Genomic DNA, 12,917 nt, shown 5'->3' on the forward strand with positions numbered 1-12,917 from the left:
ATGAGGACTGACCCATGCTCAAGACCCTGAGTTTTGCCTGTATCCATATGACAGTGGCCTTCAGTGTGGCCTACCTGATGACCGGATCCGTGATTGTTGGAGGCGTTATGGCGCTGATTGAGCCGGCCTGCAATACGGTTGCCTACTTCTTTCATGAGAAGCTCTGGGACCGGATAAAGGCGTCCCGTCGGCAGGCGCAGCAGGCCATGCTGGCCATGTGAAAAAGTGCTAATCTGCGGCTTTTACCGCCCGAGTCTTAGCCGCGTCATGTTTGCCTCCCTTGCCGTTATCCTGCTACCCCTGTTGTTGGGCTACGCCCTGCCCACCCCAGACGCTCGCTGGCTATCTTGGGTAAACCGCAGCGTCAGTGCCTTGGTTTATCTCATCCTGTTTTTTATGGGGATGGGTCTTGCTGCCATTGACGACTTGGGGCCGGCTTTGGTGAAGATGGCCGGTACCACGGCGTTGATTTTCACCGCCATTACCCTGGCCAACGGCCTGGGGCTGTGGCTTTTGTCCCGCGCTTTTCATGAGCACGGCCGCAAGGGTGACCGCCAGCCCATCGCCTGGGGCAAGGTATTGTTGGATTCAGGGATTCTTATCGGCACAGTGGCGACCGGCACCCTGGTGGGGCTGCTGCTGCCTATTAACGCCCATCTCTTGTCCGAGGCGGCGCTGGTGGCGCTGCTGGCCCTTATCGGTATTCAGCTGCGGGCGGCCGGTATGAGCCTGCGCCAGCTGTTCTTAAATCGCCTGGGGCTCTTTATTGCCCTGACCCTGGCGCTGACCACCCTGGCCACAGGGGCGCTGTTGGCCCCTTGGCTGGATTTGCCGGTGCACCACGCCATGGGGGTGGTCAGCGGCTTTGGTTGGTATAGCCTGTCGGGCATTTTGGTGTCTGACGCCCTGGGGCCGCTATGGGGCGCCACCAGCTTCTTTGTGGATCTATGCCGAGAGCTGGTGGCTCTGGCCCTTATTCCTACCCTTATGCAAAGGGCCATGCCCCTTGCCATAGGTTATGCCGGGGCCACCGCCATGGATTTCTCCCTGCCGGTTATCCAAAAAAGCGGCGGTGCCCAGGTGGTACCCATCGCCATTGTCTCCGGCTTTTTACTGAGCCTGGCAACACCGGTGTTGATGGCCATACTCTTGGTATGACCAAAGCCAACCTCTTTACCCCCTTGCCCGATGCCTTTGAAGGGGAAATCTTTGACACCTTGCTAAGCCGCGCCGGCACGCGGCTGGAACGCATCGTATCCCATGGCCAGTGCTCGCCGGACGGCTTTTGGTATGAGCAGGCCGAAGGGGAATGGGTGCTGGTGTTAAAGGGGGAGGCGGAACTGGGCTTTGAAGATGGCAGCGCCGTGCGCCTGGGGCCAGGGGAGTATTTGGACCTGGCCCCAGGTGTTCGCCACCGGGTCAATTGGACCACCCCGGATGAGCCCACCGTCTGGCTGGCGTTATTCTATCCCCCATAAAAAAACGGCACCTCAAGGTGCCGTTTTTCGTTAAGCGCTGGGCTTATTCGTCCAGGAAGCTGCGCAGGATCTCGGAGCGAGAAGGGTGGCGCAGTTTACGCAGGGCCTTGGCTTCAATCTGACGAATACGCTCACGGGTAACGTCAAACTGCTTGCCTACTTCTTCCAGGGTGTGGTCGGTGTTCATATCGATACCGAACCGCATGCGCAGTACCTTGGCTTCACGGGGGGTGAGGCTGGACAGCACTTCCTGGGTGGCAAACTTGAGGCTTTCGCTGGTGGCGGCGTCGGCCGGCAGCTCGAGGGTGTTGTCCTCGATGAAATCCCCCAGATGCGAATCTTCATCGTCACCGATGGGGGTTTCCATGGAGATCGGCTCTTTGGCGATCTTCAGCACCTTGCGGATTTTGTCTTCCGGCATGGCCATGCGAATGGCCAGCTCTTCCGGGGTGGGCTCGCGGCCCATCTCCTGCAGCATCTGGCGGGAGATACGGTTGAGCTTGTTGATGGTCTCAATCATGTGCACCGGGATACGGATGGTGCGGGCCTGGTCCGCGATGGAGCGGGTAATGGCCTGACGGATCCACCAGGTGGCGTAGGTTGAGAACTTGTAGCCGCGACGGTATTCGAACTTGTCCACCGCCTTCATCAGGCCGATGTTGCCTTCCTGAATGAGGTCGAGGAACTGCAGGCCACGGTTGGTGTATTTCTTGGCGATAGAAATAACCAGACGCAAGTTGGCTTCAACCATCTCTTTCTTGGCGCGACGGGCCTTGGCTTCGCCAATGCTCATGCGGCGGTTGATGTCCTTGATGGACTCGATGGTCAGGCCGGTTTCCTGCTCGATCTGTTGCAGCTTCTGTACGCAGCGGCGCAGGTCTTCTTCCAGGCCTTTCATGACCTCGGAATAGCCTTTACCGGCTTCCAGGTGGCCGTCCAGCCAGCCCATGTTGGACTCGTTGCCGGGGAAGGTCTTCATAAAGACCTTGCGGGGCATCTTGGCTTCTTCCACCGCCAGCTTCATGATCAGCCGTTCCTGAACGCGGACGCGGTCCATCATGTCGCGCATGTCGGCAACCAGGCGGTCGAACTGCTTGGGTACCAGGCGGAACTCTTTGAAGATCTCTGCCAGCTTCAGTACTTCTTCGCGGGCTTCGTCAGAGGCGCGGCCTTTGGCCTTGATGACGGTACGGGCAGCTTCGTACTGGGTGCGCAGGCCGGCGAATTTCTCGCGGGCCAGCTCAGGGTCGAGGCTGTTGTCGTCTTCAGAGCTGTCGGAGTTGTCTTCTTCTTCCTCGTCGTCGTCTTCCTCGTTCTGCTGTTCCTGGGTCAGTTCGGAACCGACGTGGGTAGCAGTGGGGGCGGCGTCTTCGACGGCGTTGGGATCGATAAAGCCGGAGATGATGTCAGACAGACGTGCTTCGCCCGCTTCCACCTTGTCGTACTGCTCCAGCAGGTAAGTGATGGCTTCCGGGTACTCGGCTACGGAGCATTGCACCTGGTTGATACCGTCTTCGATCCGCTTGGCGATGTCGATTTCGCCTTCACGGGTCAGCAGTTCAACGGTACCCATTTCGCGCATGTACATGCGCACCGGGTCAGTGGTGCGGCCCAGTTCGCTCTCAACGGTGGCTAGAGCTTGGGCGGCAGCTTCGACGGCGTCTTCGTCGGTAGAATCTTCAGACATCATCAGGGTATCGGCGTCAGGTGCGCTTTCGAACACCTGGATACCCATGTCATTGATCATCTGAATGATGTCTTCTATCTGATCGGAATCGACGATGTCGTCCGGCAGATGGTCGTTCACTTCGGCGTAAGTCAGGTAGCCCTGTTCTTTACCTTTGGCGACCAGAAGTTTAAGCTGCGACTGTGGGGTTTGCTCCATAGACATCATCCGCTCAGGTTGAGTTGCTCTGCCAAAAAGTGAATACGACAGTATAGCGAGTCGTGTTGCTCACTGCTAGCACAGCTTGAGTGTCAGTCAGTCCCGGCCTTGGCCGAGATCAACGCCATAAGTTCTTGAATTTCTTCTTCTGTAGCCTGTTTCCTGTCTTGCTTGGCAACAAGCTCTTGATAGCGAATCTCAAGCGATTCGTTTAATAGGCGCTCGACGGCGCCAACCAGTTCCGGGGCCAGATTGTCTTCAACAGCAGAAAGATCAAGTTCTGCCAGCTTGGTAAAGATGGGGGCATGTTGGCTATTTTCAAGCCTGCGCAGCAATTGTCCCGTGGTGGGTGTGCTGCCGCTTTGTATTGCCCGCACCGCTTCGTCCAGTACGTCCGCCCCAGGCAGCCGCAATGCACGAAAATCCATATCAGGTAGTTCTGTAACCAGGGCCGGGTGTTGCACCAAGATGGCGATGGTCAACCGCATCAGTGGTGGGCGCCCAGCTTTGCCCTTGAACTGGGCCACTTGTGCCTTGGCCGGGGCTTTGGCCACAAAACGTTCCAGTTGTTCCTCCGCTACCCCAAGGCGCTTGGCCAGGCTTTCCCGCAGCATCACCCGGTAAACCGAGTCTGGTAACCTGTCCAGTAGCGGCACCGCCTTTTCGGCCAGGCGCGAGCGGCTGTCAGGGCTACCCATATCGATGCTCTTTTCCAACTCCTGGAACAGGAACTGGGACAAGGGCAGGGCGCCGGCCAAGGCTGTTTCGAAGGCGTCTTTACCTTCCTTGCGCACCATGGAATCCGGGTCTTCGCCGTCGGCCAGGAAGATAAACTTCAAGGTGCGGCCGTCGCGCAGCAGCGGCAGGGCATTTTCCATGGCCCGCCAGGCCGCTTCCCGGCCGGCGCGGTCGCCGTCGTAACAGCAGATCACTTCAGGGGCCGAGCGGAATAGCAGTTCCAGCTGGTCGCTGGTGGTGGAGGTGCCAAGGCTTGCCACCGCATAGCTGATACCGGCCTGGAACAGGGCCACCACGTCCATGTAACCTTCTACCACCACCAGCCGCTCCAATTCGCGGTTGGCTTGGCGGGCCTCGTAAAGGCCATACAGCTCCGAGCCCTTGTGGTAGATGCGGGTCTCGGGAGAGTTAAGGTACTTGGGGGTACCGTCTCCCAGCACCCGGCCACCAAAGGCGATGGTGCGGCCCCGGCGGTCGCGGATGGGAAACATGATACGGTCGCGGAAGCGATCGTAACGGCGCCCTTTCTCGTTCTGCACCAACATGCCGGTGTCCATCAGCAATTGCTGGCGCTCAAAACTGGTGCCGAAGACCTTAAGGACGCTGTCCCATTCGTCGGGCACAAAGCCGATACCGAACTGCTTGACGATATCTCCCGACAGGCCACGGCCCTTGAGGTAGTCCACGGCAGCCGGGTGGCCCTTGAGATTCTGGTAATAGTGGCGCTGTATGTCCTGCATCAGGGCATAGGCGTCTTCGCGGCGTTCCTGGGCTTTGGGGTTGCGCTGGTGGCCCTGTTCACGGGGCACTTCCATGCCGTGCAGGGCGGCCAGCTCTTCCACGGCCTCGGCAAAGCCGATGCGGTCAAACTCTTCGACAAACTTGATGGCGTCGCCCTTGGCGCCGCAGCCAAAGCAGTAATAGAACTGCTTTTGCGGGCTAACCGAAAAAGACGGGGTCTTTTCACTGTGAAAAGGGCAGCAGGCGCTGTAGTTTTTGCCGGTTTTTTTCAGTTTGACGCGACTGCTGACCAGCTCAACGATGTCGGTGCGAGCCAACAGATCGTCGATGAAATCACGGGGAATGGTTCCAGCCATGATGCTCCAATCAGCACGATAGAAAGAGAAGGGGGTGAAAGGATTATCCTAACACCCCAATCAGAATTGTCAGGCGCTTAATTTAGCCTTCACCTGGCCACTGATGGGGCCAATTTCGGCACGGCCTTGCAGCTTGGGCTTCAGCCAGCCCATGACCTTGCCCATATCGGCAGGGCCAGCAGCACCGGTAGCGGTGATGGCCTGCTCGATCAGCGCAGCGATTTCATCGCCGCTAAGCTGTTTGGGCAGGAAGTCCTGAAGTACGACGATCTCTGCGGCTTCCGCGTCGGCCAGCTCTTGGCGGCCAGCGTTCTCATACTGCGAGATGGAGTCGCGACGTTGCTTGATCATCTTGGTGATGATGGCAATAACGTCGTCGTCAGAGAGTTCGCGGCGCTCATCAACCTCAACCTGCTTGATGGCAGAGAGGGTAAGGCGCAACGTGCCAAGGCGCAGTTTGTCCTTGGCACGCATGGCATCTTTTTGCGCGTCGGTGAGTTGCTCTTTGAGACTCATAACGGCTCCGGATGCAAAAAGGTATTAGTACAGACGAACGCGACGGGCGTTTTCGCGAGCCAGCTTCTTGGCGTGACGCTTAACAGCAGCAGCTTTCTTGCGCTTACGCTCAGTGGTGGGCTTCTCGTAGAATTCGCGCTTGCGGCACTCGGCCAGAACGCCTGCTTTCTCGCAGGAGCGCTTGAAACGACGCAGAGCTACGTCAAAAGGTTCGTTCTCACGTACTTTAATTACCGGCATGTACCATCACCTCAGGGGTTATACGGTTAGGTGGTCTGCAAAATGACCACTGCGACTAAAAATGGTGCGGAATTCTAACGTAGCCAAAGACCCAATGTAAAGCCGATATGTCCGCCAAAGGTGGAGATAGTCGTGCCCTGCGGGTAAGATAGCGGCCCCCGAGGTACAGAGGCTCTATCCATGCGCGTTCTTGGCATTGAAACGTCCTGCGACGAAACCGGCATTGCCATCTATGACACCGAACAAGGCCTGTTGGCGCACCGGCTCTACAGCCAGGTGAAGCTCCATGCCGACTACGGTGGGGTGGTGCCCGAGCTGGCGTCCCGTGACCATGTGCGCAAGACCCTGCCGCTGATCAAAGAAGCCCTGGCCGAAGCCGGTCTTAGCGGCCAGGACCTGGACGGCGTTGCTTATACTGCCGGCCCCGGCCTGGTGGGGGCGTTGCTGGTAGGAGCGACCATCGGCAAGAGCCTGGCCTATGGCTGGAATATCCCGGCCCTTGGGGTGCACCACATGGAAGGGCACCTGCTGGCCCCCATGCTGGAAGAGCGCCCCCCCCAGTTTCCCTTTGTGGCGCTGCTGGTGTCCGGCGGCCACACCCAACTGGTGGCGGTAGAGGCTATCGGCAAGTACCGCATCTTGGGGGAGTCCATTGATGACGCCGCCGGTGAGGCTTTTGATAAGACCGCCAAGCTTCTGGGACTGGACTACCCCGGCGGCCCGCGCCTGGCCATGCTGGCCGAAAAGGGCAACCCGGACCGCTTTACTTTCCCCCGCCCCATGACCGACAGGCCGGGCCTGGACTTCAGTTTCTCCGGCCTCAAAACAGCGGCGGCCAATGTCATTCGCAGCGAAGGGAACGACGAGCAGACCCAGGCCGATATCGCCCGTGCCTTCGAAGAAGCGGTGGTGGACACCCTGGTGATCAAATGCCGCCGGGCCCTGAAAGAAACCGGCTTTAAACGTATCGTCATCGCCGGTGGCGTCAGCGCCAACAAGCGCCTGCGCGGCGCCCTGGAAAAGCTGATGGCGAGCCAAAAAGGCGAGGTCTTCTACGCCCGCCCCGAGTTCTGTACCGACAACGGCGCCATGATCGCCCTGGCCGGCGCTTTGCGCCTGGCCAAGGAAGGCAGCACCGAACTGAGCGTCAAGGCCCAGCCGCGCTGGTCCTTGGAGAGCCTGGCGCCCATCGCCTAAGCGATAACTGACATCAAAAAAGGCGGCCTTGGGGCCGCCTTTTTATTTGGGTTTACGAAACCGTACCTTGGGTTCGGTACCGTTCCACAGCCGCCGCAGGTTGTCCTTGTGGCGAACGATGATAAGGGCCGACAGCATGGCCACCGGGATCACGTAGGCGGGTTTGATAAACCAGGTATAAAGGGGCGACAGGGCGGCGGTGATGATGGCCGCCAGGGACGAGAGCCGGGTCAGGGCCACCAGCAGCATCCAGGTGAGGATCTGGGCTCCGGCCAGGATCAAGCCTATGGGCAGCATGGCGCCAAAGGCGGTGGCTACCCCTTTGCCGCCGCGAAAGCGAAAGAAAATGGGGAAGATATGGCCCAGGCAGGCGGCGATGGCGATCACCCCCAGCCAGATGGGGTCGATGCCGAGAAAGTAAGAGCCCCAGACCGGAATGGTGCCCTTGAGCACGTCACCGGCCATCACCGCCGCCGCCGCCCCCTTGCCCCCCAGGCGCAGCACATTGGTGGCGCCAGGGTTACCTGAGCCGTGTTGGCGCGGGTCGGGCAGCCCCACCAGCCGGCAGACAAGGACGGCACTGGATACCGAGCCCAACAGATAGGCGACCAGGGTCATCAATACGGCTGTGGCGATCATGATAGGGCTTAGTTTTTTCCAGTTAGGGGATAAGGTAAACTCGGCTGCCGTTGTCACACAAGCAGGCCCGCAGCTTAACAGGGCCGGCGCCTAAACGAGAACCGACCTGTGACCGATCGCATCTTTATCGAAGGCCTGGAAGTTTACGCCGTTATTGGTGTTTTCGACTGGGAAAAGACCCATAAGCGCAAGCTGGTGTTCGACCTGGAGCTGGCAACCGACATCCGGGCGGCGGCCCGGGGCGACGATTACGGCCAAGCCCTATGCTACGGGAAAATCAGCGCTTTTATTACCCAGTACACAGAAAATCACCAATTCGAGTTGCTGGAAACCCTGGCTGAGCGCATTGCCCAGCATCTGATCAGCGATTTTGGGGTGAGCTGGCTGCGTCTGAAACTGTCCAAGCCCCGCGCCGTGGCCAATGCCCGCAACGTCGGCCTTATCATCGAGCGCCAGCCGTGACCCCCATACTGCTGAGCCTGGGGTCGAACGTGACCCCGGAACTTCATCTACGGGCCGGGCTCAAAGCCCTGCGCGATGCCTTTGGCGAGCTGCAATGCTCGCCGGTATTCGAGGCAGAACCTGTGGGGTTTAAGGGCACCAACTTTTTGAATATGGCGGTCAAGGCCTGGACCGACTGGCCCCTGGAAGAGGTGCTGGCCTGGATAAAGGCTTTGGAGTTTGCCCACGGCCGGCCCCTCAATGCCAAGAAGTACGCCCCCCGCACCTTGGATATCGATCTGCTGACCTTCGGCGACCTGGTTTGCACCCAACCGGTGGTGCTGCCCAGGCCCGATATCTGCAAGCTGGCTTTTGTGCTTTGGCCCCTGGCCGAACTGGTGCCAGGGGAAACCCTGCCCGGCAGCCAACTGAGTTACGCCACGCTCTGGGAGGGGTTCGACAAGAACCAGCCCCTGTGGCAAGTGCCTTTTGAGGAATAAGTCTTGAGTATTGTTGAAGCCATAGTCCTGGCGTTGTTGCAGGGCCTGACCGAGTTTTTGCCCATTTCCTCTTCCGCTCACCTTATCCTGCCGTCCCAGTTGCTGGGCTGGAAGGACCAGGGGGTTGGCTTTGACGTGGCGGTGCACGTGGGCACCCTGCTGGCCGTGGTTTGGTATTTTCGGGAAGACGTGGGCCGCATGCTGGTGGCCTGGCTGCAGTCTTTTAAGGGGCGCCGTGACGCCGATAGCCGCCTGGCCTGGCAGATCATCGTCGCCACCATACCGGCGGGGCTGTTTGGCCTGTTGGCCAGCGACGCCTTGGAAGAATACGGCCGTTCCATTCCGGTGATCGCCACCACCACCATTTTGTTCGGCTTGCTGCTGTGGTGGAGCGACGCCAAGACCAAGGGCGGCAAGGACGAGCACCAGGCCAGCTGGAAGGACGCCGTCCTTATTGGCCTGGCCCAGGCCTTGGCACTGATCCCCGGCACCTCCCGCTCTGGGGTCACCATGACGGCGGCGCTGATGCTGGGGCTGAACCGGGTGGCGGCGGCGCGCTTTTCCTTCCTGATGTCCATACCGGTCATCGTCATGGCCGGCGGCTATGAAGGGATGAAGATGCTGGACAAGGGCCCGGGTGTGGACTGGAGCATCATCGCCCTGGGCACCGCCATTTCCTTTAGCTGCGCCCTGGCCTGTATCCACTACTTCCTGAAGGTGTTGGAGCGCCTGGGCATGCTGCCCTTTGTTGTCTACCGCCTGCTGTTAGGCGCCGGCCTCTTCCTGTTTCTGGGCGTTTTTTAACGCCTGAACCAGCCGAATACGTTCGGCCTTTACCGCGTCACCTACCGCAGGGCCCTTGAGGCCCTGCGCTACTATGGCCTTCACATCCACCTGGCGGGCCGCCGAAAAGGCGCTGCGCAGCCAGTCGGCCTGGGGGTAGGGGCGCTGTTCAAAACCGGTGCGGCCTTTGTAATCGGCGATACAGGCCAGGGCCAGCTTGTCTACCCGCTCGGGTTTGCGCCAGGCGTCCAGCTTGTCGAAAAGCCGCACCAGGGTGCTGGCCTTGAGCTCAAAGGCGGTGTGGACCTGGCAGTGCAGGTCGGACACCAGCAGTGCCAGGTCCCGGCAACCGTTGGGTACCCGAAAGCGCTCACAAAAGGCCTTGATAAGGGGCAGGCCGCTCTGGCCATGGCCATGGTGGCTTGGCCATTTTTCCGGCGGGGTCAGGGCCTTGCCAAAGTCGTGACACAGGGCGGCAAAACGGACCTCGATGTCGCTGCTCAGCAAAGCGGCCTGCTCAAGTACCATCAGGGTGTGGATACCGGTGTCCACTTCCGGGTGCCATTTGGCCGGGGCCGGCACTCCAAACAACTGGTCCAGTTCCGGGAACAGGGCGCCAAGGGCGCCGCAATCGCGCAGCACCTGGAAAAACACCTGGGGCGAGTCAGTGGCCAGGGCCTTTTCCAGCTCCTTCCAGACTCGTTCTGGGGTCAGGGCTGCCAGTTCGCCGGAGTCGGCCATGGCTTTAAGCAGGGTCTGGGTTTCCGAGGCGACGGTAAAGCCCAGATGGGCAAAGCGGGCCGCAAAACGGGCCAGGCGCAGCACCCGCAAGGGGTCTTCGCTAAAGGCCTCTGACACATGGCGCAGTAGTCGGTTGTCCAGGTCGGCTTTGCCGCCGTAGGGGTCGATAAGGCTGCCGTCCTCGGCCTTGGCCATGGCATTGATGGTCAGATCCCGGCGGATCAGGTCCTCTTCCAAGGTCACCTCAGGGCTGGCCGAGACTTCAAAGCCGGTGTAGCCGCTGCCTTTTTTGCGCTCGGTGCGGGCCAGGGCGTATTCCTCGTGGGTTTTGGGGTGCAGGAATACCGGGAAGTCCCTGCCTACCTGCTCAAAGCCTCTGGCCTTCATGGCCTCCACGGTTTCCCCCACCACGACCCAGTCCCGGTCCTGGACCTCAAATCCCAACAACTCATCGCGGACAGCACCGCCAACCAGATAACAGTTCACAAAACCTCCTGATAACCCGGCCATTATACCTTGCCAAAGCGGCGAGGGCGCGTAACCATATTGCCCAGAACCTGAGCACTTGACTGGCCATGTACGAATCCTATTTCGGGCTGACCGAGAACCCCTTTTCCATTGCCCCCAATCCGCATTTCCTCTATATGAGCGAACGGCACCGGGAGGCCTTGTCGCACCTGAAGTTCGGCCTGCGTGAAAGCGGCGGCTTTGTACTGCTGACCGGGGAAGTGGGCACCGGCAAGACCACGGTATCCCGTCGCCTGTTAAAGGAACTGCCCGAGCAAACGGACCTGGCTTTTATCCTCAACCCCATGCTCACCGAGAGCGAGCTGCTGGCCACCCTCTGTGACGAGCTGAAGATCCCTTACCCCGCCGAGCCCAGCCTCAAACAGCTGACCGACGCCATTCAGGGTTTCTTGCTGCAAAACCACCAACAGGGGCGCCAAACGGTACTGTTGGTGGACGAGGCCCAGCATTTGAAGGTGTCGGTACTGGAGCAGTTGCGACTCTTAACCAACCTGGAAACCGACACCCAGAAGCTGCTGAAGATCATCCTTATCGGCCAGCCCGAACTTAACCAGTTGCTGCGCCGCCAGGAGCTGCGCCAGCTGTCCCAGCGCATTACCGCCCGTTACCACCTGCTGCCCCTTAGTCGCAAAGACTGCGCCCAATATGTCCTGCACCGCCTGCGCATTGCCGGCCGTGAAAGACCCCTTTTTACCCGGGCGGCGGTGGCCAGGCTCCATAAGCACTCAGGGGGCATTCCCCGTTTGATGAACCTGCTGTGCGACAGGGCCATGATGGGCGCCTATGGTGCCCACCAGGAAAAGGTGGACGCCAAGCTGATGGACCAGGCCGCCAGAGAGGTACTGCATCAAGAACCTATGCCTGGCCGGCGCCAGCCCCTTTGGCCTTGGGCGCTACTGGTGGCGGTAGCGGGGGCGGCCATTGCCGCCTATCCCCTCTGGGAGCGCCAGGGCAATGTGCCCCAGGCTGCTATTCAGCCCAAGGCCGAGCCAGCCCCGGTCGCGGACCACGTGCAACCGACTAGCCGCGACCGCATTTCCCTGGCCGCCTTCGACGCCCTTTACGGGGCCTGGGGCATGCCGGCACCCAAGGGCGAGCCTTGCGCCCAAGCCGAACCCTTGGGCTTTCGCTGCCTGCGCCAGCAGTCTCCCTGGCGTGAGCTGGTGGCACTGGGGCGGCCGGCGGTGCTGGAACTGCTGGACGATAAAGGGGAACGTTTTTTTGCCACGCTGACCCAAGCAGGGGATAATTACCGCCTGGTGCTGAGCCAGGGTAGCCAGACCGTCAGCAGCCATTGGCTGGATCTGCATTACCGGGGCAACGCCATTTTGCTGTGGCGGCCGCCGCCGCAGTTTAGCCAGGCCCTGCTGCCGGGCAGCCAGGGCGCTTTGGTGGGCTGGCTGGACACGGCCCTGGCCCAGGCAATGGGGGATACCCCCAGCAGCAGTAACCAGTACGACCAACAGATGCAAAACCGGGTGCGGGCCTTCCAGATGCAGGTGGGCCTCAAGGCTGATGGCTTAGCCGGCGAAAACACCCTGGTAAGACTCAATCGCGCCTTAGGCGCGCCAGGACCTGTATTATGAGTTTGCTCGCCAAGGCGCTGGCCAAGCGCCAACCTGAAACCGGCCCACAGCGGATAGAGGGAGGGTTTCAGGCCGATACCGGCCTGATGTTAAGGCGCCTGCTGGGCACAGCGGGCTTGTGCCTGGCCATGGCCGCCGGCGTCTGGCTGTGGCCGCAGTTGCAGTGGCTGGACCTCAACCCCCCAGAGGCCTTGCAGCCCAAAGTACCCCAGCAGGTTCAAGAGGGCAGTGCCCCGGCCCTGCGCATGCGTGAACCGGCTATCGTCGCCGATCCTTTCTTCCTGGCTCGCCAGCAATTGCCGGCCGCTCCTAAGGCCACCACGCAGCCGGCGCCCCAGGCCATTCATTACACCGGCCATTTTTACGCCACCGAACCGGCATTGCGTTGGGTTAAGTTCAATGGCCACAAATTGCACCAAGGGGACAGCTGGGAGCAGATCCAGGTGCTGGAAATTGGCCCGGAAAGCACCAAGGTAAAACTGTCCGGTAAGGTCTTGTGGTTAAACGCCCTGACCAACTGGCCGGTGCAAAACCAGGCTTCATAAAAA

15 protein-coding genes are annotated in these 12,917 nt (G+C 60.2%); 9 read left to right on the forward strand and 6 right to left on the reverse strand.

Features of this window, described 5'->3' with window-relative positions; all coding sequences use genetic code 11:
- Positions 1–14 precede the first annotated feature (14 nt).
- Genes B3C1_RS14050 through B3C1_RS14060 form a run of 3 tightly spaced genes read left to right on the forward strand, consistent with a single transcriptional unit; the run spans position 15 to position 1,478 of the window.
- Positions 15–221 (forward strand): DUF2061 domain-containing protein, encoded by a 207-nt coding sequence (locus B3C1_RS14050; protein WP_008485622.1) that lies wholly within the window; start codon positions 15–17, stop codon positions 219–221.
- 46 nt (positions 222–267) lie between these two features.
- Complete coding sequence (locus tag B3C1_RS14055; protein ID WP_008485623.1) at positions 268–1,158, forward strand: LysO family transporter; 891 nt, start codon at positions 268–270, stop codon at positions 1,156–1,158.
- On the forward strand, positions 1,155–1,478 hold the full coding sequence (locus B3C1_RS14060; RefSeq protein ID WP_008485624.1) for a cupin domain-containing protein: 324 nt from the start codon (positions 1,155–1,157) through the stop codon (positions 1,476–1,478). Before B3C1_RS14055 ends, B3C1_RS14060 begins: the two co-directional genes overlap by 4 nt.
- 43 nt (positions 1,479–1,521) lie before the next feature.
- On the opposite strand, the gene rpoD is transcribed toward B3C1_RS14060, so the two are convergent.
- The 4 genes from rpoD to rpsU form a co-directional block, all read right to left on the reverse strand.
- Positions 1,522–3,363: an RNA polymerase sigma factor RpoD gene (gene rpoD / locus B3C1_RS14065; RefSeq protein WP_008485625.1), complete on the reverse strand. Its 1,842-nt coding sequence runs from the start codon at positions 3,361–3,363 to the stop codon at positions 1,522–1,524.
- Positions 3,364–3,455: 92 nt separating this feature from the next.
- Positions 3,456–5,198, reverse strand: coding sequence for a DNA primase (gene dnaG / locus B3C1_RS14070; RefSeq protein ID WP_008485628.1), 1,743 nt, complete (start codon positions 5,196–5,198; stop codon positions 3,456–3,458).
- Between the two features lie 69 nt (positions 5,199–5,267).
- A complete protein-coding gene (locus tag B3C1_RS14075) occupies positions 5,268–5,714 on the reverse strand; it encodes a GatB/YqeY domain-containing protein (RefSeq protein WP_008485629.1) in 447 nt (148 codons plus the stop codon).
- A 24-nt stretch (positions 5,715–5,738) separates the two neighbouring features.
- Positions 5,739–5,954 carry a 30S ribosomal protein S21 gene (rpsU, locus tag B3C1_RS19480; protein WP_008485630.1) on the reverse strand — a complete coding sequence of 72 codons (216 nt, stop codon included), beginning with the start codon at positions 5,952–5,954 and terminating at the stop codon, positions 5,739–5,741.
- A 180-nt stretch (positions 5,955–6,134) separates the two neighbouring features.
- On the opposite strand from rpsU, the gene tsaD reads away from it, so the two are divergent.
- Positions 6,135–7,151, forward strand: coding sequence for a tRNA (adenosine(37)-N6)-threonylcarbamoyltransferase complex transferase subunit TsaD (gene tsaD / locus B3C1_RS14085; RefSeq protein WP_008485631.1), 1,017 nt, complete (start codon positions 6,135–6,137; stop codon positions 7,149–7,151).
- A gap of 42 nt (positions 7,152–7,193) precedes the next feature.
- Here the strand turns inward: tsaD and plsY are convergent, their stop codons facing one another.
- The gene (gene plsY, locus B3C1_RS14090) at positions 7,194–7,790 is read right to left on the reverse strand and encodes a glycerol-3-phosphate 1-O-acyltransferase PlsY (protein ID WP_008485632.1); all 597 of its coding nucleotides are present in this window, start codon (positions 7,788–7,790) and stop codon (positions 7,194–7,196) included.
- A 108-nt stretch (positions 7,791–7,898) separates the two neighbouring features.
- Between plsY and folB the strand changes: the two genes are divergently transcribed.
- From folB to B3C1_RS14105, 3 genes are read left to right on the forward strand one after another with little or no spacing between them, the layout of a single operon-like run.
- Positions 7,899–8,252 (forward strand): dihydroneopterin aldolase, encoded by a 354-nt coding sequence (gene folB, locus B3C1_RS14095; RefSeq protein WP_008485633.1) that lies wholly within the window; start codon positions 7,899–7,901, stop codon positions 8,250–8,252.
- Complete coding sequence (folK, locus tag B3C1_RS14100) at positions 8,249–8,731, forward strand: 2-amino-4-hydroxy-6-hydroxymethyldihydropteridine diphosphokinase (protein WP_008485634.1); 483 nt, start codon at positions 8,249–8,251, stop codon at positions 8,729–8,731. The genes folB and folK overlap by 4 nt, the downstream gene beginning before the upstream one ends.
- Before the next feature lie 3 nt (positions 8,732–8,734).
- Positions 8,735–9,535, forward strand: coding sequence for an undecaprenyl-diphosphate phosphatase (locus tag B3C1_RS14105; RefSeq protein ID WP_008485636.1), 801 nt, complete (start codon positions 8,735–8,737; stop codon positions 9,533–9,535).
- Here the strand turns inward: B3C1_RS14105 and B3C1_RS14110 are convergent.
- The gene (locus B3C1_RS14110) at positions 9,497–10,741 is read right to left on the reverse strand and encodes a multifunctional CCA addition/repair protein (RefSeq protein ID WP_008485638.1); all 1,245 of its coding nucleotides are present in this window, start codon (positions 10,739–10,741) and stop codon (positions 9,497–9,499) included. The two genes, B3C1_RS14105 and B3C1_RS14110, sit on opposite strands and share 39 nt — an antisense overlap.
- 89 nt (positions 10,742–10,830) lie before the next feature.
- Here B3C1_RS14110 and B3C1_RS14115 point away from each other — a divergent pair, with 89 nt between their 5' ends.
- Both B3C1_RS14115 and B3C1_RS14120 read left to right on the forward strand, forming a co-directional pair.
- On the forward strand, positions 10,831–12,369 hold the full coding sequence (locus B3C1_RS14115; protein ID WP_008485639.1) for an ExeA family protein: 1,539 nt from the start codon (positions 10,831–10,833) through the stop codon (positions 12,367–12,369).
- Positions 12,366–12,914, forward strand: coding sequence for a general secretion pathway protein GspB (locus B3C1_RS14120; RefSeq protein WP_008485640.1), 549 nt, complete (start codon positions 12,366–12,368; stop codon positions 12,912–12,914). The genes B3C1_RS14115 and B3C1_RS14120 overlap by 4 nt, the downstream gene beginning before the upstream one ends.
- Positions 12,915–12,917: the final 3 nt, after the last annotated feature.

This window comes from Gallaecimonas xiamenensis 3-C-1 (assembly GCF_000299915.1).
GTDB lineage: Bacteria > Pseudomonadota > Gammaproteobacteria > Enterobacterales > Gallaecimonadaceae > Gallaecimonas > Gallaecimonas xiamenensis.

Excerpts from the sequence above, each read along its gene's own strand:
- rpoD (WP_008485625.1), bottom strand. The coding sequence starts at position 3,363 with ATGGAGCAAACCCCACAGTCGCAGCTTAAACTTCTGGTCGCCAAAGGT.
- B3C1_RS14115 (WP_008485639.1), top strand. The coding sequence starts at position 10,831 with ATGTACGAATCCTATTTCGGGCTGACCGAGAACCCCTTTTCCATTGCC.
- dnaG (WP_008485628.1), bottom strand. The coding sequence starts at position 5,198 with ATGGCTGGAACCATTCCCCGTGATTTCATCGACGATCTGTTGGCTCGC.
- B3C1_RS14050 (WP_008485622.1), top strand. The coding sequence starts at position 15 with ATGCTCAAGACCCTGAGTTTTGCCTGTATCCATATGACAGTGGCCTTC.
- B3C1_RS14060 (WP_008485624.1), top strand. The coding sequence starts at position 1,155 with ATGACCAAAGCCAACCTCTTTACCCCCTTGCCCGATGCCTTTGAAGGG.
- B3C1_RS14075 (WP_008485629.1), bottom strand. The coding sequence starts at position 5,714 with ATGAGTCTCAAAGAGCAACTCACCGACGCGCAAAAAGATGCCATGCGT.
- B3C1_RS14120 (WP_008485640.1), top strand. The coding sequence starts at position 12,366 with ATGAGTTTGCTCGCCAAGGCGCTGGCCAAGCGCCAACCTGAAACCGGC.
- B3C1_RS14055 (WP_008485623.1), top strand. The coding sequence starts at position 268 with ATGTTTGCCTCCCTTGCCGTTATCCTGCTACCCCTGTTGTTGGGCTAC.
- tsaD (WP_008485631.1), top strand. The coding sequence starts at position 6,135 with ATGCGCGTTCTTGGCATTGAAACGTCCTGCGACGAAACCGGCATTGCC.
- rpsU (WP_008485630.1), bottom strand. The coding sequence starts at position 5,954 with ATGCCGGTAATTAAAGTACGTGAGAACGAACCTTTTGACGTAGCTCTG.
- plsY (WP_008485632.1), bottom strand. The coding sequence starts at position 7,790 with ATGATCGCCACAGCCGTATTGATGACCCTGGTCGCCTATCTGTTGGGC.